The organism is Kocuria sp. CPCC 205261, from assembly GCF_040981025.1.
In the GTDB taxonomy this organism is placed as follows: domain Bacteria; phylum Actinomycetota; class Actinomycetes; order Actinomycetales; family Micrococcaceae; genus Kocuria; species Kocuria marina.
Genome location: NZ_JAVKPU010000002.1, coordinates 1 through 23727 on the forward strand (window position 1 = coordinate 1; position 23727 = coordinate 23727).

Sequence of the window (23727 nt, forward strand, 5' to 3'; positions counted from 1 at the left end):
CGCCGTTTCCATCGCCTTGCGACCCAGCGCGGACGGCAATGCTCCCACCGCTTGGTGGGCCATCCCGGCCATCGGGGAGCCGTGGGCCTCCATCCCGACCGCGTCCACCACCGCATGCGGGCCGCGCCCGCCGGTGAGGTCCTTGAGCTGCTCGACCACGCCGTCCGTGGAGTCCAGGGTGGCGATGCCGTGGCGTTCGGCCATGGCCCGGCGCTCCGGGACCGGGTCCACCGCGAACACCTCATAACCCAAGTGCTTGCCAATGCGGGCGGACATCTGACCGACCGGGCCCAGACCGAGCACCGCCAGGGACCCGCCCTGCCCGGGCGCGGCGTACTGCACGGCCTGCCAGGCAGCTTGGATTCCAGCAGTCGTCGCAACACGTTGATCACGTGGCTTTCAGTAAAGCATCCATCCGTTCGGCCGGGGTATCCCAGTCCAATGACTTTCGGGGGCGTCCGTTGAGCTCCTGAGCTACTGCTGCGAGGTCAGTGATGCTGTGTGCAGCGAGATCGGTGTCCTTGGGGAAGTACTGCCGGAGGAGGCCGTTGGTGTTCTCGTTGCTGCCGCGTTGCCAGGGCGAGCCGGGATCGGCGAAGTAGACCTCGAAGTTCGTCGCGGTGCTGAACGCGCGGTGCTCTGCCATCTCCGCGCCCTGATCCCAGGTCAGGCTGCCTCGCAGCGCCGCAGGCAGATCCCGGACGGTCGTGATGAGAGAGTCACGGACGGCCTCCGCGGTCCGCTCTCGCCCGAGATACCCGAGCATCACGAAGCGCGTTGACCGCTCGACTAACGTTGCCATCGCAGACCCGCCGAGTGCTCCGATGATGAGGTCTCCCTCCCAATGCCCGGGAACATCACGAGCATCGACCACGGGCGGACGGTTGCTGATGGCGTTCATCGGATCGACGAATCGTGTACGTCGCGCATCGGCCCGTCGGTGTGGTTTCCGTGCAACCCTCCCGCGGCGAAGTTGCTGTCCGAGTGAACGCTTCAGTTCGCCGCGCGCATGGACATAGATCGCCTGGTAAATCGTCTCGGTGCACACCCGCATCTGCGGAGCGGCCGGGAAGTCCTTGACCAGTCGGTGGCTGATCTGCTGCGGAGACCACTTCATCTTCAGTTTCTCCTGAACGTAGGAACGAAGCGCGTCGTGGGCGAGGAGTTTCGGCTGACGCGCCCGGGCTCGCCGCTTGACCGAGAGCCGGTGCGCGGTGTGGGGCATGTATCCCCGGGCGGAGACCGTGTTGCGGCGCAGCTCCCGACTGATCGTCGACGGCGACCGCCCCATCTCCGCCGCGATCTGCCGGATGGAGAGCCCTGAGCGGCGCAGATCCTGGAGTTGCTCTCGCTCAAGAAGGCTGACGTATCGGCCATCGATGACCTTCTCCACGACATTCAGGTCGACGCTTCCGCCGATCGCACGGGATCTTCGTTCAGGCACGTTCCCATTGTTCTGCTTGGGGTAACGCACGATGCGGCCATCGGGATAGACCCTGCCTCGGTTGATGATTGTGATGCCCTTATCCCAATCAGCCGCTGAGCGGGCATCCACGCCTACTCGTGCTCTGGCTTCCGAGCGCGTGAGCCCTGCCGCCCTGAGGCGCAGAAACTCCTCGCGTCGGGGATTAACCCGCCGTGCCTCGCTCGTGGAAATCCCCGCTTTCCGTGCCCACGCGTACGCGGTCGGACGATGAATGCCCAACTCGTGTGCGACGGTCGAGATGATCTGCCGCTCGCGAACGAGCCGCAGGAACTCCTCCTTCAACTCCGGCGGGTAGATGCGCGGAGTCGCCCGATGCATCGTCAACCCCGTCTTGCGCAGCCAGTTGTAACCGGCGTTCTCGTGAACACCGACCGCCCGCGCCGCCGCGCGAACGGTCCCGCCTCGATCAAGAACTCGGAAGAACTCCTCCTTCTGCTCGTCGATGTATCTCTTCTCCGCCACCGCGACACCTCTTCTGTAGGTGTTGCGACGACTGCTGGAATCAAAGGTCCACGAGGATCGTGTTGACCAGGTTGGACCCGCCGGTCTCGTTGTAGCCGTGGGTCAGGTAGTACTCGGACGCGGGTGAGGCCTCGCGCCGTCCGGTCAGCATCCACACGCCCGCGGTGGTCGCCAGCCCCGCGGCGCCCGCCACGAGCAGCGCGACCACGCGGCGTCGTGCGCCGGGGGAGGAGAAGCGCGCGGGCAGGCGGCGCAGCAATAGGACCATGACGCACACCGTGAGAATCTCCACGAGCAGCTGGGTCATGGCCACGTCCGTGGCGCCCAGGTCGAAGAACCACACGGTGATCGAGAAGCCCACCACCCCGGTCACCACGATCGCGGAGATCAGGCTGCGCGCGTTCATCATGGCCATCACACCGCACGCGATCAGCAGCGCGAGCAGCCAGTCGAAGGGCTCGCTCGCCGCGATCCGCACCGGCCGCAACTCGGTCGTGCTCCACACGGCGAGCAGCGCGACGACGCTCAGGCACACCGCGGGGATCGACAGGTGCCGCGCGGGGGCGGGGCTGTTCGTCCACGAGCCCACGACGCCGCCCAGCCGGATGGTCCCCTCGCGCGCCCGGTCCACGCCGTCCAGGGCGGAGAACGGGAAGGCGCGCGGGGCCAGGACGGCGTGCACGCGGCGTCGGGCGAGGACGAGTGCGGCACCCGAGGCGAGCACGGCGAGGGAGACGAACAGTTCGGGGACCGGGCCGTGCCACACCGCGAGGTTCTTCTCCACGGTGGACCCGGCGGCCGCACTCGCACCCGCGGAGACGAGCCCGTCCAGCAGGAACGGCACGAGACCCAGGACGAGCCCCGCGAGGGCACCCGAGGCGGGCGCGGCCCAGAAGGACACCGGGGCCTCGGGCACCACGGTGCCGTTGCGGCCACCGAGCGCGCCCAGCACGAGGCGCGCAGCGTAGGCGACCGTGAAGACCGAGGCGAGGGCGGCCGTCGCGGTGAGCAAGCACGGGGCCCACGCGGGACCGGGAGCCTCGAGGAAGGCCGCGAGCATGGACTCTTTGCTCACGAAACCGAGCAACAACGGGATCCCCGCCATGGAGGCGGCGGTCAGCACCATGAGGGTGGCGGTCACGGGCATCCGCGGGTTCATCCGGGCCAGCTCGCGCAGATCCCGGGTGTGGGCGCTGTGATCGATCACGCCCACGCCCATGAACAGGGTGGACTTGAACAGCGCGTGCGCGATCGTGTGCACCACCGCGGCGGACAGTGCGGCCGTGGTGCCCACCCCGATCATCGCGGTTAACAGACCCAGCTGGCTCATGGTCGAGTAGGCCAGCAGTTCCTTGAGGTCGTAGCGGCGCAGCGCGGCCACGGCACCGAACACCGCGGTGACGAGTCCTGCCGTGACGAGCAGGACGGTCCACGCGGGAACTCCGGAGAAGACGGGGGAGAAGCGCAAGAGAAGGTAGATGCCGGCTTTGACCATGGCCGCGGCGTGCAGGTACGCGGAGACCGGGGTGATCGCGACCATAGAGTCCGGCAACCACGCCTGGAACGGGAACTGGGCGGACTTGGTGAACGCGGCGACCGCCACGAGGACGGCCACGAGCGTGGTCAGCCCGGACTGCGCACCCCACACGTCGTGCGTCAGGACGGCGCTGATCCGGGTCGTGCCGGTGGCCACGATCATGACGGTGACGGCCGCGAGCAGCACGAGCCCGCCGGCCACGGTCACGAGCAATGTGCGGATCGCGGGTTCCCGTGCGCCGTCCCCCGAGCGTGCGATGAGCAGGAACGAACATAGCGTGGTGGCCTCCCACGCGACGTAGAACACCACGAGGTCGTCCGCGAGCACGAGGGCCAGCATGGCCGCCGCGAAGCCCGTCATGAGCGCATAGAACCCCGCGTGCTTCCCGCGATCGGCCCGGTCCGTGCGCTCGAGGTAGCGCGTGGCGTAACACAGCACCGCGGCCCCGATCACCAGGACCAGGAGGGAGAAGACCAGCGAGAGCCCGTCCAGGCGCAGGTCGAGCCCCACGTCCAGGGACGGGATCCACGGCAGCGACTCGACCACCGCGGGGGTGGGCTCGGCGGGGGAGTGCGCGGCGTCGTCGTACCCGAGGGCGACCAACGCCGCGGCGCCGAGCAGGGGCACCGCGAGCAGCCATCCGACGTTGCGGCCGATCGCGCGGGTCAACAGGGGGGCGAGCGCGCACGTGAGGAGTGCGCCCGCGAGGCAGGCAAGTAGCAATGGTCCACCTAGGTCCGGGGTGACATGAGGTCAGAGCGGGCCGGAGGACGGCGTGGGCGCTCACGAGCGCCGGCAACGGCTCCGGGGTCAGTGGACGGAGGCCGACGGCGGTGCGCCGGCCTGGTTGGCGCCCCACGAGGACACCTGGCCGTTCGTACCCACGGATCGGACGAGCAGACCCGGAGACACGCTGCCGCGAGGGACGGCGTGCGGGCGCGCGGCAGTGGCGATCGGGAACGTGGGCATCGCGATCGAGCCTAGCAAGAGCCCGCGGGGTGGGGAAGCGACCGGCCACCCGCAGGGGCCGCCACCGGAATAGCTGACGTGTCCACAATGTTGTGCGTGGCATGGCCGTTGAACTGGGAATCGACACCTTCGGGGACGTCACGTGGGACGACGACGACCGCCCCGTCTCGCACGCGCAGACCGTCCGCAACGTGGTGGAGCAAGCGGTGCTCGCGGATCAGGTGGGGCTGCACTCGATCGGGATCGGGGAGCACCACCGGGACGACTTCGCGATCTCCGCCCCGGACGTCGTGCTCGCCGGGATCGCCACGCGCACCGAGCGGTTGCGCCTGGGCACGGCGGTGACGGTGCTCAGCTCGGACGACCCGGTGCGCGTCTACGAACGCTTCGCCACGCTGGACGCGCTGTCCCACGGGCGGGCTGAGGTCGTGCTGGGCCGCGGCTCGTTCACCGAGTCCTTTCCGCTGTTCGGATACGACCTGCAGGACTACGAGGCACTGTTCGAGGAGAAGCTCGCGCTGTTCGCGGCGCTGCGCACGAGTCAGCCGGTGACCTGGAAGGGCACGCTGACCCAGGACCTGCGGGACGTGAGCCTCTACCCGCCGCTCGAGAACGGACCGCTGCCCACGTGGATCGCGGTGGGTGGTTCCCCGCAGTCGGTTGTGCGGGCCGCGCACTACGACCTCCCGCTCATGCTCGCGATCATCGGCGGGCCCGTGGAGCGGTTCTCGCCGTTCAGCGACCTCTACCGCCGCGCGCTCGCCGAGTTCGGCCATTCCGACAACCCCGTGGCCTACCACTCCTACGGGTACGTCGCCGACACCGACGAGCAGGCCCGCGAGGAGTTCTTCCGCCCCTACACGATCTCCACCGAGCGCATCGGAGCCGAGCGCGGGTGGCCCGCACCCACCGAGGAGTCCTTCCTGGAGGAGGTGGAGCACGGGTCCATGGCTGTGGGATCTCCCGAGACCGTGGCCCGTAAGATCGCCGCGGGCGTGCGGGCCCTGGGTGCCTCGCGCTTCGACCTGAAGATCTCCACGGGCCCGCTGTCCCACGGAAAGCTCATGCGTAGCATCGAGCTCTACGGCACGCGTGTTGCGCCCCTCGTGCGGGACATGCTCGCGGACTGATAAGCATGGACCCATGCCGAGCTCGCTTCCCGTCCTGATCCTCACCGGCTACCTGGGTTCCGGCAAGACCACGGTGCTCAACCACTTCCTCGCGACCGGCGGCGCGCGAATCGGTGTGATCATCAACGACTTCGGGGACGTGAATGTCGATGCCGCGCTCGTGGCGGGGCACGTTGCCGAACCCGTGTCGATCGCGGGCGGGTGCCTGTGCTGCATCGAGGACCCCCGCCAGCTCGACGACGCCCTGCGTGCGCTGTCCCGGCCCTCCCTCGAGCTCGACGCGGTCGTGATCGAGGGCTCCGGGATCGCCGAGCCCCCGGGGCTCATCCATATGGTCCTGGGCAGCGAGGTGCGCGACGTACGCTTCGGCGGGCTCGTCGAGGTGATCGCCGTGGCCCGCGTGGCGCTCGCGGAGGCCAGCGGCTGGGACCTCGCGCAGCACGTCAAGGCCGCAGCGGTCGTGCTGCTGACCACGACCGACCTCGCCGATCCCCGGGAGACCGCCGCGGTGCGCGAACGGATCGCGCACGCCAATCCGCATGCGCTCGTCATCGACGCGCCCCACGGGGCGGCCGATCCCCGGTTGTTCTTCGACGCCGCCGAGCACCCCGTACCCGAGGGCGGCCAGCTCGCGCTGTGGGAGTTCGGCCGGGCCCCCGACCACGACCACCACGTCCACCACCGCGCCACGGCCCTGGACGCGCCCTCGGTCGTGGACCCCGCGGCGTTCGCCGAGCTGCTCGAGGACCCGCCCGCGTCCGTCCACCGGATCAAGGCGATCGTGGATGTCGCCGCGGGCCGGGGGATCCGCCGGTTCGTGGCGCACTCCGTGGCGGGATACGTCTCGGTGGACCGGGTGTCACGGCCCTCCGACGAGCCCGCGCGGTCCCGGGTCGTGGCCATCGGCCTGGAGTGCGACGACGCCGCACTGCGCCGCCGCCTCGACGCCCTCGTGCGCCCCGACGGCGCTCCCGCGGCCACGGCCCGTGAGCTGCGCCGACTGACTCGGTTCCTATAGGAACACCCTCAGGTCAGGTTCGAGAAGTGCTCTACCTTGGCGGTGGGCCCGGTCACGAGGATCTGGTCGTCGTCGTAGAGCATGGTGCCGGGTTCGATGGGCTCCCACTGACCGCCCGGGCGGCACACGGCCACCACCGAGACCCCCAACCGACGCCGCACGTTGAGCAGGTCCATGGGTCGTTGCTGGATGGGTTCCGGCGGGGTGCACCGCACCAGGGCGTAGTCCGCGTCGATGGGCACGAAGTCCAGGATCCGGTGCTGGATCAGGTGCGCGGCACGCGTGCCCATGTCGCTCTCGGGATTGACCACGTGCTGCACGCCGATCTGGGTCAGGATCTCCGCGTGGGGCTCCGTGATGGCCTTGGCCCAGATCGCGGGGCACCCGAACTTCACGAGCCGGGACGCCGCGAGAATGCTCGCCTGGATGTCCGAACCGATGCCCACGACCGCGCGGTCGAACTCGTCCACGGACAGCTCCCGCAGCACGTCCTCGTCCGTGGCGTCCGCGCGCACCACGGACGTGAGCTTGCCGTTGAAGCGCTGGACCACCGTCTCGTCCATGTCCACGCCCAGCACGTCCGTGCCGTTGCGCATCAGTTCCGTGGCCAGGGCGCCGCCGAAGCGGCCCAGCCCGATCACGACCACGGCGTTGGCCATGGCGTTGCGGGATGACGCGGCGGGGTGGGATCCGAACATGGGGCTTCCTTCGTGGGTCGTGGTCGTCGAGCACCGGGTCCACGGGTGGCGCGGGCTGGCCCGGGCTCATCCGATGAGCGGTCGTTCCTTGGGCAGTTCGTAACGGGGTGGGCGGCGGCCGAATGCGATGGCCGCGGCCACGGTGACCGGGCCGAGTCTGCCCGTGAACATCAGGGCGATCAACACCCACTGCGCGAACGGGGCGAGCGTGGGGGTGATCCCCGTGCTCAGTCCCACGGTCGCGAACGCGGAGACGGACTCGAACAGGACACGGTCCAGGCCCAGGCCGGTGTCCGTGAGCATGATGAGCATCGTGCCACCGATCACCGCCACGGTCGCGAGCACCACGACCGTGATGGCCTCGCGCTGGACGGAGCGGGAGAGCTGCTTGCCGAGCACGGGTACCGCGGCGCCACCCCGGATTTCGGTGAGGGCCACGAAGAACAGCACCCCGAACGTCGTGACCTTGAGACCGCCGGCCGTGCCCGCGGGGCCGCCGCCGATGAACATCAGGATGTCCATCCCGAGCCACGACACCGGGTGCATGTGACCGATGTCGATGCTGTTGAAGCCCGCGGTGCGGGAGATCGTGGACTGGAAGAACGCGTTGAGCAGCTTGACCGCGGGCGGTTGGCCGCCCAGGGTGCCCGGGTTGTTCCACTCGAGCACCAGCAGGAACAGCGTGCCTCCCGCGAGCAGCACGGGGGTCGCGAGCAGCACGAGCCGGGTGTTCATGCTCCAGCGCCGGGGCACCCGGATGTGGCGGCGCAGTTCGTAGAGCACCGGGAAGCCTAGCCCGCCCAGGATCACGCACGCCGCGAGCGTGAGCAGGATCCAGGCGTCGCCCGCGAAGTCCATGACGTTGAGTGTGTACAGCGCGAATCCCGCGTTGTTGAACGCGGACACGGCGTGGAACCCCGCGTGGGCCAGGGCGGTGCCCGGCGGGTAGTGGTAGTGGCCCCAGAACCGCAGGAACAGGATGAGCGCCGCGATGCTCTCGATCACGGCGGTGGTCGCCACGATGCGTGCGACCACCTTGCGCGCTCCGCCGCGGGATTTCGTCTCCGCGTTGGCGAGCAACCGGGAGGACAGGCCGAATTTACGGGCCAGCAGGATCCCCAGCATGGTCGTGAACGTCATGACACCCAAGCCACCCACCTGGATCAGACAGATGATCACCACCTGACCGAATGGCGTCCAGTAGGTCGCGGTGTCCACCGTGACCAGGCCGGTCACGCACAACGCGGAGGTCGCGGTGAATGCCGCCGTGAGCACGTCCGTGCCCCCGGGAGCCGTGGTGGCTGGGGGCAGCATGAGTAGCCCGGTGCCCGCGAGCACGGCCACCAGGAAGGCCGTGACGATGATCCGTGCGGACCGGGCGGGGGTGAGCTCGTGCAGGTGCAGCGGATCGCGGCGTCGTCGGCTCAGGGGGACGGCGCGGGGGATCCTGGACCCGTGCGTGCGCGCGCGGATCGCGGCCTGGCGGAGGGCCTCGGTGATGGGCACGGGGTCAAAATACACCCGCCGGGGCGGTACCGGCTGAGCGCCGCGTGAGCGCGCCTGAACCTCGTAGGCCGTTCAGCTGACACCGGCGCGCTGCACACGCGCACGTGTGATGAACCCGACTGCGTGAGTCGTGCCCTAAACTGACCGACATGACCAACATTCCCGCGGAACTCGCGTACACCGAAGAACACGAGTGGGTCGAGGACCTCCACGAGGACAACACTTTCCGCGTGGGCATCACGGACCACGCACAGAACGAACTGGGCGAGGTCGTGTTCGTCCAACTACCGGAGGTCGGGGACACCGTCTCCGCCGGGGACGTGGTGGGGGAGGTCGAGTCCACCAAGTCCGTGAGCGATCTCTTCGCGCCCGTCAGCGGCGAGATCGTGAGCGTCAACGACGACCTCGTGGACAACCCCGGCGCGCTCAACGAGTCCCCGTACGGATCCGGCTGGCTGTTCACCGTGCGCGTGGACTCCTCGGATGCCACCGGGCAGCTATTGGACGCCGATGCTTACCAGCAGTTGCTGGACTGAATACGCCAACTTCACGTGAGGTGAGGGAACCCTGATGTCGAACCATGAGAAACCCGGTACCCAGGCGGGTCCGGAGACCACATCCATCCAGATCGTGGGGGATGTGCTGGCCCATGCCGCTCACCACAAACTCTCCGAGAGCGAGCAGAACGCGGTGGCCTCCCTGCCCCCGGGCTCCGCGTTGCTGCTGGAGACGAACGGCGGGCTGACCGGTGCCCGGTTCCTGCTGGACCGGGACGAGATCGTCGCGGGTCGTCACCCGGCGTGCTCGGTGTTCCTGGACGACGTCACGGTGTCCCGCCGTCATGTGGAGTTCATCCGACGCAGCGGTACGTTCGAGGCAGTGGACCAGTCCTCCCTCAACGGCACCTACGTCAACGGTGACCGGGTCGCCACCAAGGTGCTGGAGAACGGCGACCAGGTCCAGATCGGCAAGTTCCGGTTTACGTACTACCACTCCGTGCAGAACGGTTCCTGACGCGCTCCATGCCTGATTCCGAACGACCGCAGATCCCGCGGGTGGGTATCGGGGCGTTACTGCGCCGATTGCAGCCGCAGTTCCCTGAACTGACCGCGTCCAAGGTGCGCTTCCTCGAGGACCAGGGACTCGTGCACCCGTTGCGGAGCGCCTCGGGGTACCGCAAGTACTCCCACGAGGACGTCGCCCGGTTGGAGACCGTGTTGACGCTGCAGCGTGAGCGCTACCTCCCGTTGCGGGTCATCCGTGACCGCTTGGACCGGGGCGAGGATCCCGCGCAGGACACCGAGCGGCAGGAACCGGGGACCGGACGCTCCAGGGACGGCGTCGACCCCGAACCCACTTCACCGGTTCCGGACGACGGTCGGCGGTACACCCTGCGCGAGCTCGCGGCGCGGTCGGGCACGGACGTGCCGCTGCTGCGGGAACTGCTCAACCACGGCCTGCTCGTGGAACGGGTCGGCGCGTTCGACGGCCACGCACTTACCGTGGCCGTGGCTGCGGGCAAGCTCAACGGGTACGGGATCGAACCGCGGCACCTGCGGGTGCTGCGGGGCGCCTCGGAGCGCGTGATCGCCCTGGTCGAGGGCAGCATCTCACCGTTGCGCAACCGCAGGGACCCCGAGACGCGGCGGAGGGCCGTGCAGCGGGCTCGAGAGATCGCCTCGCTGTGCCTCACCGTGATGACCGCGCTTGTGACCTCGCAGGTGGAGGAGACGGTGCAACCGTTCGCCTCGTCGGACACGGACGGGAGCGCGCAATGAGCCCGAACGTGCGCATGGAGATCGCCGGGGTGCGCATGGACGTGCCCACGGGCCAGCCCGTGGTCGTGCTGCGCGAACTTCAGGGCGCCCGGCGTCTACCCATCTGGATGGGGACCAACGAGGCCACGTCCATCGTGTTCGCGCTGCAGGGCATCGAGCCCCCGCGCCCCCTTACACACGACCTCCTGTTGTCCGTGGTGGACCAGCTCGGGCGCAGCGTGCGGGACGTCGTAGTGCACACGGTGGAGAACACGGTGTTCCACGCGGCCATCTCCTTCGACGACGGCACCGTGGTGGACGCCCGCGCTTCGGACGCCCTCGCGATCGCGGCGCGCACGTCATGCCCCATCCTGTGCGCCGCGGCCGTGCTGGACGAGGCCGGTCTGGTGCTCAGCCCGGACGGGGAGCTGCGGGAACAGGCGGGGGACCAGCCGCAGGAGGCCGAGGCCCAGGTCCGGGAATTCCGGGATTTCCTGGACCACGTGGATCCGGACGATTTCCAGTCCTGATTCCACCCCGTCTGGGCCCCGTGCGGGTAGGCTGACGACACGGGCCCGCCCGTGGGCAATGTCTTTGACCCGCTCCACCCGTGGGTTTACCGTCGAGGAGGCGTCAGCGAGCTGGTGCCCGTGTCCGGGGGATCGGACACCCCTACCCACGCATGAGGAGGACGCTTGAGCAATCCGGAGCTGCCGCTGGACGCGGCACGGCTGCGCGCATCTTCCCTCGCCGGCGGCACCCAGGAGATGTTGTTCACTGACAACCTGGGCGGCTACGACGAGACCGTGGGCTTCCGCGGTCCCACCGCATGCAAGGCCGCGGGGATCACGTACCGCCAGCTCGACTACTGGGCGCGGACCGATCTCGTGGAACCCACCGTGCGCGGCGCCAAGGGCTCCGGGTCGCAGCGGCTCTACAGCTTCCGGGACATCCTGGTGCTCAAGGTCGTCAAGCGCCTGCTCGACACCGGTGTTTCCCTGCAGCAGATCCGCTCGGCGGTGGGCGCGCTGCGGCTGCGCAACATCGAGGACCTCACGCGGTTGACGCTCATGTCCGATGGCGCGAGCGTCTACGAATGCACGTCCCCCCACGAGGTCATCGACCTGGTCCAGGGCGGTCAGGGCGTGTTCGGGATCGCGGTGGGCCGGGTGTGGCGCGAGGTCGAGGGCACGCTGGCCTCCATGCCGGGCGAACACACGAGCCTGGACGGGGCCCCCGCCGCGGATCCGTTCCCGGAGGACGAGCTGTCCGCCCGGCGCGCGCGCCGTCGCAAGAAGAACGCGGGCTGACCCGCCACCGCACCCCGCCGCCGCGGGTTGCGGGATCAGCGCGTGAGGCCCGCCAGAATGGTGCCGAAGCGCTGCGCGAGATCCTGAGCCGGGGCACCCGGCCAGCGGTGGACGGGCCACGCGGCCCCCTGGATCTGCTGCATCACGGACAGGTCCGGCAGCACGGGATCCACCACGAGCGGTCCGAACAACTCCTGCAGTTCCCGCATGCGGTGACGCTGTTCGACCGAGTCGTCGCGCACGCGGTTGATCACCACCCCGGCCTCCGGGACGGCCCAGATCCGGGAAGTTTCGAACTGCGCGAGCGCCGTCATGGTGCGCTTGGTGCCCGCCACGGAGAACAGGGACGGCTCGGCCACGGAGAGCACCTTGTGGGACGCGGCCCACGCCATGCGGGTCAGCGCGCTCAGGGTGGGCGGGCAGTCGATCAGCACGAGCTCGTAGCGGGCCAGTCCCCGCAGCGCGGTCTCGAGACGCTTGAGGTCCTTGGTCCGGAACGCGGCGTGGTCAAGGTGCGACGACGCCGCGGAGCCTGGTGCCACGTCCAGCACGGCTCGTGCGCCGTCCCCGGTCGATGACCCGTCGGCAGGGGCGCCCGGGCCCGCGGGCACGGTGTGCGGGGTGATGGGATGTTTGGTCCACGAAGATGCCGTGGCCACGGAGGCCAGTGCACCCTTGCGGGGGCGGCGCAGCACGGTGCCCACCTCGTGCCCCGGGCGGGCGTGGACGCCGAGCGCCGTGGAGGCGTCGCCGTGGGGGTCCAGGTCCACCACGAGCGTGGGGACGTGTGCTTCGAGAGCGGCGGAGGCCAACCCCAGGACCACGGAGGACTTGCCCACCCCGCCCTTGAGGCTGCTGATGCTGACGATCTGCACGGATCACCCTTCTGTCACCTGAAATGGGGGCTGCCCACCAGCCTGTTCCATGCTAGTGGGTGGATCACCGCACGTCGCGAGCCGGGTAGGGCGGTGCCGCGCGGCGTCGTCGTCATGAGCTGTAGATGTCACCACGAGCGGCGGATGTTGTCTGGACCGGCACAGGGGACACGACATCCGGGCTACCCTGCCGAGGCGCGGCTCACGTAAGCTGTCCCGGTAGTCGTCTCCTCACCCAGTGCGCGGGCCCCACAGGGCGCCGCGTGCGGAAACGGTAGTCATGTTCTCCAAGATCCTGGTGGCCAACCGCGGCGAGATTGCCATTCGCGCGTTCCGAGCGGCGTACGAACTCGGCGCCAAGACCGTTGCCGTCTTCCCGTACGAGGACCGCAATTCGATCCACCGCCAGAAGTCGGACGAGGCCTACCACATCGGGGAGGAGGGCCACCCGGTCCGCGCGTACCTGGACGTGGCCGAGATCGTGCGCGTGGCCAAGGAGTCCGGGGCGGACGCCATCTACCCGGGCTACGGTTTCCTGTCCGAGAACCCGGACCTGGCGCGCGCGGCCGAGGCGGAGGGCATCACGTTCGTGGGTCCGCGCGCCGAGATCCTGGAACTCGCCGGGAACAAGGTCGAGGCGTTGCGGGCCGCGCGGCGCGCGGGCATCCCCACGCTCGAGTCCTCGGACCCCTCCTCGGACAAGGAGACGTTGATCGAGGCCGCGGAGAAGATCGGCTTCCCGGTGTTCGTCAAGGCGGTCGCCGGTGGCGGTGGCCGCGGGATGCGGCGCGTGGAGAAGCCCGAACAGTTGGCGGAAGCGCTCGACGCCGCGATGCGCGAGGCGGACACCGCGTTCGGTGACCCCACCGTGTTCATCGAGCAGGCCGTGTTACGTCCGCGGCACATCGAGGTGCAGATCCTCGCGGACAATGAGGGCAACATCGTGCACCTGTTCGAACGGGACTGCTCATTGCAGCGCCGGCACCAGAAGGTCATCGAGATCGCCCCGGCACCGCACCTGGACGAGGAGATCCGTGACGCCCTGCACCGGGACGCGGTGAAGTTCGCCCGGGAGCTCGGCTACGTCAACGCGGGCACCGTGGAGTTCCTCGTGGACACCGCGGGGGAACGCGCGGGGCAGCACGTGTTCATCGAGATGAACCCCCGGATCCAGGTGGAGCACACCGTGACCGAGGAGATCACGGACGTGGACCTGGTCCAGTCCCAGTTGCGCATCGCCGCCGGTGAGAGCCTGGACGACCTGGGCATCTCGCAGGACGCGCTGCGCGTGCGCGGGGCCGCCCTGCAGTGCCGGATCACCACGGAGGATCCCGCCAACGACTTCCGCCCGGACGTGGGGAAGGTCTCGGCCTACCGTTCCGCCGGTGGCGCCGGTGTGCGCCTGGACGGCGGCACGCTCTACGCGGGCGCGGAGATCTCCCCGCACTTCGACTCGATGCTCGTGAAGCTCACGTGCCGCGGACGCGACTACACCACCGCGGTGCACCGCGCCCGCCGCGCGCTCGCCGAGTTTCGCATCCGCGGGATCGCCACCAACATCCAGTTCCTGCGGGCCGTGCTGCACAATCCGGACTTCCTGGCCGGGGACGTGGCCACGGACTTCATCGAGAACCACCCGGACCTGCTCAAGGGCAAGGGCTCGGCGGACCGCGGCACCCGCGCGCTGAACTACCTCGCGGAGGTGACGGTCAACAAGCCCCACGGCGAGCGCATCGACGGCATGGACCCGCGCAACAAGCTCCCGCACTACCCGGGGGACAAGCGGGACGAACCCTTCCGCAGCCCGTTCGACGGTCCGTCCTCCCACGAGGTGCCCTCCGGCTGGCGCCAGGTGCTCCAGGAGCAGGGGCCCGAGGGCTTCGCGCGCACCCTGCGGAACTACGAACCGCTCGCAGTGACGTCCACCACGTTCCGTGACGCCCACCAGTCCCTGCTGGCCACCCGTGTGCGCACCCGCGACCTGCTCGCGGCGGCACCCGCGTACGCGCACCTGCTGCCGGGGCTGCTCTCGGTCGAGGCCTGGGGCGGTGCCACGTACGACGTTGCGCTGCGCTTCCTGGGGGAGGACCCGTGGGAGCGGCTGCGGCTGCTGCGCGAGGCGATGCCGAACATCCCCATCCAGATGCTGCTGCGCGGGCGCAACACCGTGGGGTACACGCCGTACCCGGTGGAGGTGACCAACGCGTTCGTCGCGGAGGCGGCCGAGACCGGCGTCGACATCTTCCGGATCTTCGACGCGCTCAACGACGTCGAGCAGATGCGCCCGGCCATCGAGGCGGTGCGGGCCACGGGCACCGCGGTGGCCGAGGTGACCCTGTGTTACACGGGCAACCTGCTCGACCCGCAGGAGAACGTCTACACGCTCGACTACTACCTGGACCTCGCTCAGCAGTGCGTGGACGCCGGCGCGCACATCCTGGCGATCAAGGACATGGCGGGGTTGCTGCGCCCGGAGGCCGCGCGGCGTCTCGTGGCGGCCCTGCGCGAGCGCTTCGACCTGCCGGTGCACCTGCACACCCACGACACCGCGGGCGGGCAGCTCGCCACGCTGCTCGCCGCTGCGGAGGCCGGGGTCGACGCCGTCGACGCCGCATCCGCGTCCATGGCCGGCACCACGTCCCAGGTCTCGGGCTCCGCGCTCGTGGCCGCGCTCGAGAACACGGACCGGGACACCGGACTTGATCTGGACACCGTGAGCGACATGGAGCCCTACTGGGAAGTGGTGCGCTCCATCTACAAGCCCTTCGAGTCCGGGCTGACCGGGCCCACCGGCCGCGTGTACCGCCACGAGATCCCGGGCGGGCAGCTCTCAAACCTGCGCCAGCAGGCCATCGCGCTGGGGCTCGGGGAGAAGTTCGAGGCGATCGAGGACATGTACCACGCCGCGGACCGGATGCTGGGGCACCTGGTCAAGGTCACGCCGTCGTCCAAGGTGGTGGGCGACCTCGCCCTGCAGCTCGTGGGCATGGACGTGGACCCCGCCGAGTTCGAGGCCGATCCCCGCAAGTTCGACATCCCCGACTCCGTGATCAACTTCCTCGCCGGCGAGCTCGGCACCCCGCCCGCGGGCTGGCCGGAACCGTTCCGCAGCAAGGCGCTGGAGGGACGCACCGTGCACCTGGCGGACGAGGAGCTCTCGGAGCAGGATGTCGAGGAGCTCGCCCAGCCGGGCGAGGTGCGCCGCGCGGCCCTGAACCGGCTGCTTTTCCCCGGCCCCACGCGCGACTACCAGAACTCGCGCACCAAGTACGGGGACATCTCCCTCCTGCACACCCGCGACTTCCTGTACGGGCTGAAACAGGACCACGAGCACGTCATCTCGCTCGGCAAGGGGGTGCGGCTGCTGGTCACCCTGCAGGCGATCTCCGAACCGGACGAGAAGGGGATGCGCACGGTCATGGTGACCCTCAACGGTCAGCTGCGCCTGCTCGAGATCCGCGACGAGTCGGTGAAGTCCCAGGCCGTGGAGACCGAGAAGGCGGACACATCCAAGCCCGGGCACGTGGCGGCACCCTTCGCCGGTGCGGTCACGGTCACGGTCTCCGAGGGGGCAAAGGTCGCCGCGGGGGACTCAGTGGCCACGATCGAGGCCATGAAGATGGAGGCGTCCATCACTGCGCCGGTCTCGGGCACGGTCTCCCGCGTGGCACTTGCGGACACCGCGCACGTCAGCGGCGGGGACCTGGTGCTGGTGATCGACCCCGAGTGACGGATCCCGCCGCCCCGCCTGTCCTCGGACGCGCGGGGCGGCGGCCTAGGATGGGGCACATGCGTTCTTTCGACCTGATCATCGTGGGCTCCGGCTCCGGCAACTCCATCCTCACAGACGAGTACGCGGACCTCGACGTCGCCATCGTGGAACCCGGCCGGTTCGGGGGGACGTGTCTGAACGTGGGGTGCATCCCCACCAAGATGTACGCGTACCCGGCCACCGTGGGGGACCAAGCGCGGGACGCCATACGGCTGGGCCTGGACGCCGTGATCGAGGGTGTGGACTGGCCCGGCATGCGGGATCGCATCTTCGCCCGGATCGACGCGATCTCCAAGAACGGGCTGCAGTACCGCGAGTCGCTCGACAACGTCACGGTGATCCAGGAGTACGTGCACTTCGTGGAACCCAAGGTCCTCGAGACCGAGTCCGGGCAGCGGATCATCGCCGATGAGATCGTGCTGGCCAACGGTTCGCGGGTCAGCATCCCCGACGTGCTGGGTACCGACCTGCCCGGGGTGCACACCTCGGACACCGTGATGCGCCTGGACGAGTTCCCCCGAGACGTCATCGTGGTGGGCGGCGGGTACGTGGCCGCCGAGTTCTGCCACGTTTTCCGCGGACTGGGCGCCTCCGTGACCCAGCTCAACCGTTCGCAGCGCTTGTTGCGCGAACACGACGACACGATCGCCGAACGCTTCACGCGCGAGGCCGCCGAACAGTGGGACCTGCAACTCGGGTGGACGCTCTCCGGGATCGAGCGTGCCGAGGACGGCCGCCTGACGGTGTCGGCGCAGGCCTCCGACGGTTCCGCACAGCACTGGGACGGCACCGCCGACGTCGTCCTGCTGGCCACGGGGCGCGTCCCCAATGCGGACACGCTGCGCCCGGAAGCCGCCCACCTGGACGTCACCGGCGGCGGTCTGCTCGCCGTGGACGAGTACCAGCGTGTGCTCTCGGACGGGGAACCCGTGACCGGCGTATGGGCCCTCGGGGACGTGTGCTCCCCGTACCAGCTCAAGCACGTGGCCAACGCCGAGGCCCGCACGGTCTCCCACAACGTGGTGCACCCGCAGGATCTGCGCGCGACCGATCACCGCTACGTGCCGTCCGCGGTGTTCACTGAACCGCAGATCGCGTCCGTGGGCATGACCGAGGTCCAGGCCCGCGAGTGGGCCGCCCGGAACGACGAGCGGATCACGATCAAGGAACAGGACTTCGGGGACGTGGCCTACGGCTGGGCCATGGAGGACCACGCCGGGATCTGCAAACTCATCGCGAACGCCCGCACCGGCGAGCTGCTGGGGGCACACCTCATCGGCCGCGATTCCTCCAACCTGATCCAGCCGCTCGTCCAGGGCATGTCCTTCGGGCTGCGGGCCCACGAAATGGCACGCGGCCAGTACTGGATCCACCCCGCGCTCGCGGAGGTGGTGGAGAACGCGCTACTGGGTCTGGACGTCCCCGGGCAGCGCACGGGGGACTAAACCGGGCGCCCGGAGCCCGGTATGCGAAGCGCAGTTCCTGGCCCGGGCACCCCACGGCGTCGGCGGGCTGTCAGCGCGCGTAGATGTCCTCGATCTCGCGCGCGAAGTCCTGGGCGACCTTGGCCCGCTTGAGCTTCATGGACGGAGTGAGGTGGCCGTCCTCGATCGTGAGGTCACGGTCCAGGATGCGGAAGGCCTTGACGCCCTCCGCGCGGGAGACCTTGGCGTTGGCGTGGTCCACGATCTTCTGGACGTGGTCGATGACGGCCTCCTCGCGTGCGGCCCGGTCGACGCTCATGTGCGGATCCAGCCCGAGTCCGGGCAGCACCTTGGGCAGCGTCTCGGGGTCCAGGGTGATCAGGGCGGCCACGAAGGGGCGGTCGTCCCCGACGACCATGATCTGCCCCACGGTCGCGGAGGCGCGGATGGGGTCCTCGAGTTGGTTGGGGATCACGTTCTTGCCGCCCGCGGTGACGATGATCTCCTTCTTGCGCCCCGTGACCGTGAGCAGACCCTCGTCGTCCAGGTGGCCCAGGTCCCCGGTGGCGAACCAACCGTCGAAGAACGCCTCGGCGGTCTTATCGGGCAGCCCGTGGTAGCCCTTGAACACGTTGGCGCCGCGCACGAGGATTTCCCCGTCCGCGGCGATCGCGACGTCGTTGCCGGGGATCGGGTGGCCCACCGTGCCGAGCCGGTTGAGGCTCGGGAAGTTCGCCGCGATGGGGGCGGTCGTCTCGGTGAGCCCGTAGCCCTCGACCACGTACACACCGATCCCGTTGAAGAAGTGCGCGAGGTAGTCGCCCAGACTTGCACCCCCGGAGACGGCATAGCGCACGTCCCCGCCCATGGCCTGGCGCAGCGTGGAGTACACGAGCTTGTCGTAGAGGCGGTGGCGGGCTTCGAGCAGCGGCGGCACGGGGCCCTTCACGGTGGCGCGTGACCACGCGACGGCGGTCGCGACGGCCCGTTCGAAGATCAGCTTCTTCACGGGCGAACCGGCCTGGGCCTTGAACCGCGCGCCCACCAGAATCTTCTCGAACACGCGGGGCACGGCCAGGATGAACGTGGGCTTGAACCGGGCGAGGTCCTCCATGAGGTGGGAGACATCCGGCGTGTGGGCCAGGGTGATCCCGGCGTCCAGGGACGTGACCTCCACGAACCGGGCGAACACGTGCGCGAGCGGCAGGAACATGAGGGTGCGGGACCCCCCGGCCATGACGGCACCGGCCACCGGGATGGTGTTCTGCGAGCACGACACGAAATTGCGGTGGGTCAGTTCGCAGCCCTTGGGCGCACCCGTGGTTCCCGAGGTGTAGATGAGGGTCGCGACGTCGTCCAGGGTCACGCCGTCGTAGGGCGTCTGCAGATCCGTGCGGTCCGCGCCGCCCGCGATCATGGCCTCCAGGGAGTTTTCGCTGGAGGCGGTGTCGAAGACGCAGATCCGCCGTGCGGCCGCGAACTCCGTGATCCCGGTGGCCCGCTGCACGCGTTCGGCCAGTTCGTCGGTCTCCACGAAGATCGCCACGGCCTGCGAATCAGACATGATGTGGGCGATCTGATCGGGGGAGGACGTGTCGTAGACGGGCACCGGCACTGCGCCGACCCACCACAGGGCGAAGTCCACGAGCGTCCACTCATAGCGCGTGCGGCTCAGCAGGCCCACGCGCTCGCCGGGGCGGATGCCCTTCGCGGCGATCCCGCGGGCCAGGGCCACGACCTCGTCACGGAACTGTCGCGCCGTGACGTCCCGCTCGCGCCCTTCTGCGAGCACGGTGTACAGCACCGTGTCGGGTTTCTGCTCGGCGCGTTCGGCAAGGATGTGGGCGATGCCGGGGTACGGCAGGGGATCGACGATGGCCGGGGCGCTGACGCGTCGCATGGAGGGGCACCTTCCTGATGGGAACGGCTCTCAGCCTACTGTGTGTCGCGCCTCACTCCCGGCATATACTGGACGTGTCCACCACATGACGGCGACCCCGGCAGGATTGTGGCGGAGACACCCGCGTCCGGGGAGCCGGACCCGCTGGAACGCGCCGCGCGGACGCGTCAGACGACGGCGCCGTCGTCGTCCTCGGGGGAGTCCTGCGGCAGCGCGCGGAAGACCAGGTACAGACCCGTGACCAGACCCACGAGGCCCAGCAGCCACATAACCGGGGGCAGGGGCCCGGGCAACAGGGCGAGTCCGACCATGATCACGATGACCGCGAGCACGGTGCTCAGGGCGCGCAGCATGGCGGGGGAGATCCCGCTCGCAACGGGCCCGGGATCGGGCTCGTAGCGTTCGTCCTCCCGGGTGTCCCGCAGTTCGACGGGGATCTCCTCGGCCGGTTGCTCGCGGGGCTCCCACGGGAAGTCCTCGGCCCACGGTTCGAGGTCCTCGTCGTCGCGGGGGACGTCGTCCCACGAGTTGCCGCGGATGATCCGCTCGAACGGGTCCTCCGGTGGTTGGCGTGAACTCACGACGGGTCCTCGGGGAGGAACTGCTCGCCCCGGGACAACCGCTGGACCGCGTCCCGGGAGATCCGTTCGAGCAGTGGGGCATCGTGATCCAGTGTGGCCACGTGGTAGCTGTTCTGCAGATCGACCACGCGGACGTCCCCGGAACTGTGCTCGGCCACCAGGTCCGCGGAGTCCCCGGAGACGATGTGGTCCACCTCGGAACGGAACACCACGGTGGGCGCGGTGATCGCCGGGAGCATGCGCACGGTCCGGTGCATCAGCACGTTCAGCTGCGCGACGGCGGCCAGGGGCGTGCGGTCGTAGGTGGACTCCAGGACGTCCTCCTTCTTGACGTCGCCACCGATGCCGGGCAGGGACGTGACCACGGGACTCACCAGGTGACTGAACCGCGCCATCCGGTTCACGAGGGACAGCGCGGGGTTCACGAGCAGCACCCCGGTGACCTCCCGCCGGGCCGCGGTGTGCAGGGCCAGCGCGCCGCCCATGGACAGCCCGCCCACGACCACGCGGTCGTGCTCGCGGCGCAACGCCCAGTACTGTTCGTCCACGGCGTCCCGCCAGGCCTGCCATGGTTGTTCGGCCAGTTCCTCCCACTGCGTCCCGTGCCCGGGCAGCAGGGGGACGCGCACGCCCGGGTGGGCTCCGGCGTCGTCGGTGGCCTCGTGGACGGCGTGCGCCCAATCCCGCACGGAGGCCGTGGTGGCCGTGAAGCCGTGCAGTAGGAGGACCCCCACGGAGGAAGAGCCGGGAAGGTGCAGGGGGCCGTGGAGTTGCTGATCGGAGAACATGGCGCCATTGTGCCAGCCGCCGCGAGAACTCGTGAGAGAATGTGGCGGAACAAAGGCACGGTGCCGCGTGAGCGCACCGGTGCACGGCCGGGTCACCGCGGGCATCCGGTGACTCCCGCGATGACGAAAGGGCTCCCGCTCATGGTGTACATGTTCTTGAAGACCTACGTGGTGGGCCCCGTGGTCAATCTGGTGTGCCGACCCACCGTGGTGGGTCTGGAGAACGTCCCCGAGCACGGCCCCGCGATCCTCGCGAGCAACCACCTGTCCGTCCCGGACGCCATCTTTATGCCCGTGGCCGTGCCGCGCCAGGTGTATTTCCTGGCCAAGTCCGAGTATTTCACGACTCCCGGGCTCAAGGGCCGCGTGATCGGCGCGTTCTTCAAAGCCATCAACCAGATCCCCATGGACCGCAGGGGTGGCAAGGCCAGCGCCAAATCGCTCAGTGCCGGTGGCCAGGCACTCGCCGAGGGCAAGCTGATCGGGATCTACCCGGAGGGCACGCGCTCCCCGGACGGTCGGCTCTACAAGGGGAAGATCGGTGTGGCCCGCCTCGCGCTGGAGACCGGGGCCCCCGTGATCCCCGTGGCGATGTTCGGCACGGACAAGATGCAGCCCCTGGGCTCACGGTTCCCGGATCCGCGCCGTGCCAAGGTCACCACGGTCTTCGGTGAGCCCATGGACTTCTCGGACCTGATGTCCCGGCGCGGGGACCACGCGACCATGCGCCGCGTGACGGACGAGATCATGGCCGCGATCCAGAAGATCTCTGGCCAGGAAATGGCAGACGTCTACGCTGCCGATCACAAGCGCGCGCTCGCCGAGGAGAAGACCGCAGCGCTCAAGAACCAGGCCCGCGACGTCGTCGAGGCCACCCGGGACAAGGGACGCGCGGTCACGGACGCCGTGTCCCAGCAGGCGAGCAACCTGGGCGCCAAGCTGCAGGGACGTTCACATGACGGAACGGACGAGCGCGGTCCCAAGGAATCCGCCTAGACTGTCCGAATGAGTTCCATAACGCTGCCTGAACAGATCCGAACCGTGTCGTCCCCCTCCCCGAGCGCGGCGAACTATCCCGGCCTGGACGAGTGGCGGGACAAGACGATCGGTCAGCACCCCCAGTGGGCGCAGCACCCCGACTTCGCGAGCAGCATGCAGGAGCTCAACGCCGTCCCGCCCCTCGTGTTCGCGGGGGAGGTCGACCGGCTGCGCGCGCGCCTGGCCCAGGTGGCCAACGGTGAGGCGTTCTTCCTGCAGGGCGGCGACTGCGCCGAGACGTTTGCCGGTGCCACCGCGGACAAGATCTCGGCCCGGGTGCGCACGCTGCTGCAGATGGCCGTGGTGCTCACGTACGGCGCGTCGCTGCCCGTGGTCAAGATGGGGCGCATGGCGGGGCAGTTCTCCAAGCCGCGTTCGTCCAACGACGAGACCCGCGACGGCGTGACCCTGCCCTCGTTCCGTGGGGAGATGGTCAACGGTTTCGACTTCACCGAGGAGTCCCGCGTCCACGATCCCAAGCGGATGGTGCGCGGCTACCACACGTCCGCGTCCACGCTGAACCTGATTCGCGCCTTCACCCAGGGCGGGTTCGCGGACCTGCGCCGCGTGCACGCGTGGAACATGGGCTTCGCGGCCAACCCGGCATACGCCCGCTACGAGTCCATGGCGCGCGAGATCGACCACGCGGTGAAGTTCATGGCCGCGTGCGGCTCCGACTTCGACGCTCTCAAGACCACCGAGTTCTTCGCGGGGCACGAGGCGCTGCTGCTTGACTACGAGCGTGCACTGACCCGCATCGACTCCCGCACGAACCTGCCGTACGGCACATCCGCGCACTTCCTGTGGATCGGGGAGCGCACGCGCGAACTCGACGGCGCGCACGTGGACCTACTCTCCCGGTTGCGCAATCCCATCGGCGTCAAGCTCGGCCCGTCCACCACGGGCGACGACGCCCTGCGGCTCATCGATGCCCTGGACCCCGAGCGCGAGCCGGGTCGCCTGACGTTCATCACCCGCATGGGTGCCAAGAACATCCGCGAGAAGCTGCCCCCGGTGATTCAGGCCGTGGAGGCGTCGGGTGCCAAGCCCGTGTGGGTCACGGACCCCATGCACGGCAACACGGTCTCGCTGCCCTCGGGGTACAAGACCCGCAACTTCGACGACGTCGTGGATGAGGTCCGCGGCTTCTTCGAGGTGCACCGTGCGCTGGGTACGTTCCCGGGCGGCATCCACGTGGAGATGACCGGTGACGACGTCGCGGAGTGCCTGGGCGGGTCCGACCCGGTCAACGAGTCCTCGTTCGCCGAACGTTACGAGACGCTGTGCGACCCCCGGTTGAACCACATGCAGTCCCTGGAGATCGCGTTCCTGGTCGCGGAGTACCTCTCCCAGCAGAACTGATCCATTGACATGCGATGACCCCGGCACCGTTGGTGCCGGGGTCATCTTTCGTGTGTAAGGCGTCCGTGTCGTCATCGCCTTCGGGGCGCGGGTGTCACGGCGTGGTCGTGACAG

The 23727-nt window shown here is 69.2% G+C and carries 20 protein-coding genes and 2 pseudogenes; 11 read left to right on the plus strand and 11 right to left on the minus strand.

The genetic code is table 11. The features are described 5' to 3' along the window. From RF646_RS03100 to RF646_RS03120, 5 genes and pseudogenes are all read right to left on the minus strand, one after another. Positions 1-354 (minus strand): annotated as a pseudogene (locus tag RF646_RS03100) (zinc-binding dehydrogenase); the annotation flags it as partial. 34 nt (positions 355-388) lie between these two features. Next, positions 389-1420 (minus strand): IS30 family transposase, encoded by a 1032-nt coding sequence (locus RF646_RS03105; RefSeq protein ID WP_368835304.1) that lies wholly within the window; start codon positions 1418-1420, stop codon positions 389-391. A gap of 186 nt (positions 1421-1606) precedes the next feature. Further along, positions 1607-1804, minus strand: a pseudogene (locus tag RF646_RS03110) (transposase); the annotation flags it as partial. Between the two features lie 184 nt (positions 1805-1988). Next, a complete protein-coding gene (gene mbhE / locus RF646_RS03115; RefSeq protein WP_368835186.1) occupies positions 1989-4208 on the minus strand; it encodes a hydrogen gas-evolving membrane-bound hydrogenase subunit E in 2220 nt (739 codons plus the stop codon). 87 nt (positions 4209-4295) lie between these two features. Next, the gene (locus RF646_RS03120) at positions 4296-4454 is read right to left on the minus strand and encodes a hypothetical protein (RefSeq protein ID WP_156523370.1); all 159 of its coding nucleotides are present in this window, start codon (positions 4452-4454) and stop codon (positions 4296-4298) included. A gap of 101 nt (positions 4455-4555) precedes the next feature. On the opposite strand from RF646_RS03120, the gene RF646_RS03125 reads away from it, so the two are divergent. Then, positions 4556-5584 (plus strand): LLM class flavin-dependent oxidoreductase, encoded by a 1029-nt coding sequence (locus RF646_RS03125; RefSeq protein WP_098055229.1) that lies wholly within the window; start codon positions 4556-4558, stop codon positions 5582-5584. A 13-nt stretch (positions 5585-5597) separates the two neighbouring features. After that, positions 5598-6602, plus strand: a complete 1005-nt coding sequence (locus RF646_RS03130; protein WP_368835187.1) for a GTP-binding protein — start codon at positions 5598-5600, stop codon at positions 6600-6602. Positions 6603-6610: 8 nt separating this feature from the next. On the opposite strand, the gene RF646_RS03135 is transcribed toward RF646_RS03130, so the two are convergent. Together RF646_RS03135 and RF646_RS03140 are read right to left on the minus strand one after the other, a co-directional pair. Then, positions 6611-7300, minus strand: a complete 690-nt coding sequence (locus tag RF646_RS03135) for a TrkA family potassium uptake protein (RefSeq protein ID WP_064845762.1) — start codon at positions 7298-7300, stop codon at positions 6611-6613. A gap of 66 nt (positions 7301-7366) precedes the next feature. Continuing rightward, a complete protein-coding gene (locus RF646_RS03140; protein WP_368835188.1) occupies positions 7367-8806 on the minus strand; it encodes a TrkH family potassium uptake protein in 1440 nt (479 codons plus the stop codon). Between the two features lie 149 nt (positions 8807-8955). On the opposite strand from RF646_RS03140, the gene gcvH reads away from it, so the two are divergent. The 5 genes from gcvH (at position 8956) to RF646_RS03165 (ending at position 11873) form a co-directional block, all read left to right on the plus strand. Beyond that, complete coding sequence (gene gcvH, locus RF646_RS03145) at positions 8956-9342, plus strand: glycine cleavage system protein GcvH (RefSeq protein WP_064845761.1); 387 nt, start codon at positions 8956-8958, stop codon at positions 9340-9342. A gap of 34 nt (positions 9343-9376) precedes the next feature. Beyond that, positions 9377-9820 carry an FHA domain-containing protein gene (locus RF646_RS03150; RefSeq protein ID WP_368835189.1) on the plus strand — a complete coding sequence of 148 codons (444 nt, stop codon included), beginning with the start codon at positions 9377-9379 and terminating at the stop codon, positions 9818-9820. A gap of 8 nt (positions 9821-9828) precedes the next feature. After that, positions 9829-10584 carry a MerR family transcriptional regulator gene (locus RF646_RS03155; RefSeq protein ID WP_368835190.1) on the plus strand — a complete coding sequence of 252 codons (756 nt, stop codon included), beginning with the start codon at positions 9829-9831 and terminating at the stop codon, positions 10582-10584. Next, entirely contained in the window at positions 10581-11093 is a 513-nt protein-coding gene (locus tag RF646_RS03160) for a bifunctional nuclease family protein (protein ID WP_064845758.1), read from the plus strand. The genes RF646_RS03155 and RF646_RS03160 overlap by 4 nt, the downstream gene beginning before the upstream one ends. A 237-nt stretch (positions 11094-11330) precedes the next feature. Continuing rightward, positions 11331-11873: a MerR family transcriptional regulator gene (locus tag RF646_RS03165; RefSeq protein WP_064845778.1), complete on the plus strand. Its 543-nt coding sequence runs from the start codon at positions 11331-11333 to the stop codon at positions 11871-11873. A gap of 35 nt (positions 11874-11908) precedes the next feature. On the opposite strand, the gene RF646_RS03170 is transcribed toward RF646_RS03165, so the two are convergent. Beyond that, positions 11909-12748 carry a ParA family protein gene (locus RF646_RS03170; RefSeq protein ID WP_085105896.1) on the minus strand — a complete coding sequence of 280 codons (840 nt, stop codon included), beginning with the start codon at positions 12746-12748 and terminating at the stop codon, positions 11909-11911. A 280-nt stretch (positions 12749-13028) separates the two neighbouring features. Here RF646_RS03170 and RF646_RS03175 point away from each other — a divergent pair, with 280 nt between their 5' ends. After that, complete coding sequence (locus tag RF646_RS03175) at positions 13029-16478, plus strand: pyruvate carboxylase (protein ID WP_368835191.1); 3450 nt, start codon at positions 13029-13031, stop codon at positions 16476-16478. 59 nt (positions 16479-16537) lie between these two features. Continuing rightward, a complete protein-coding gene (locus RF646_RS03180) occupies positions 16538-17965 on the plus strand; it encodes a mycothione reductase (protein ID WP_368835192.1) in 1428 nt (475 codons plus the stop codon). Between the two features lie 70 nt (positions 17966-18035). Here the strand turns inward: RF646_RS03180 and RF646_RS03185 are convergent, their stop codons facing one another. The 3 genes from RF646_RS03185 to RF646_RS03195 all read right to left on the minus strand — a co-directional run bounded on the left by RF646_RS03185 (position 18036) and on the right by RF646_RS03195 (position 21213). After that, positions 18036-19844: a long-chain fatty acid--CoA ligase gene (locus RF646_RS03185; RefSeq protein ID WP_368835193.1), complete on the minus strand. Its 1809-nt coding sequence runs from the start codon at positions 19842-19844 to the stop codon at positions 18036-18038. A 167-nt stretch (positions 19845-20011) separates the two neighbouring features. Further along, positions 20012-20425 carry a hypothetical protein gene (locus RF646_RS03190; RefSeq protein WP_368835194.1) on the minus strand — a complete coding sequence of 138 codons (414 nt, stop codon included), beginning with the start codon at positions 20423-20425 and terminating at the stop codon, positions 20012-20014. Beyond that, positions 20422-21213 (minus strand): alpha/beta hydrolase, encoded by a 792-nt coding sequence (locus RF646_RS03195; RefSeq protein WP_368835195.1) that lies wholly within the window; start codon positions 21211-21213, stop codon positions 20422-20424. Before RF646_RS03195 ends, RF646_RS03190 begins: the two co-directional genes overlap by 4 nt. A gap of 150 nt (positions 21214-21363) precedes the next feature. Here RF646_RS03195 and RF646_RS03200 point away from each other — a divergent pair, with 150 nt between their 5' ends. Beyond that, positions 21364-22209: a lysophospholipid acyltransferase family protein gene (locus RF646_RS03200; RefSeq protein ID WP_368835196.1), complete on the plus strand. Its 846-nt coding sequence runs from the start codon at positions 21364-21366 to the stop codon at positions 22207-22209. Between the two features lie 9 nt (positions 22210-22218). Then, a complete protein-coding gene (locus RF646_RS03205; protein WP_064845750.1) occupies positions 22219-23613 on the plus strand; it encodes a class II 3-deoxy-7-phosphoheptulonate synthase in 1395 nt (464 codons plus the stop codon). The last annotated feature ends 114 nt before the right edge of the window (positions 23614-23727 follow it).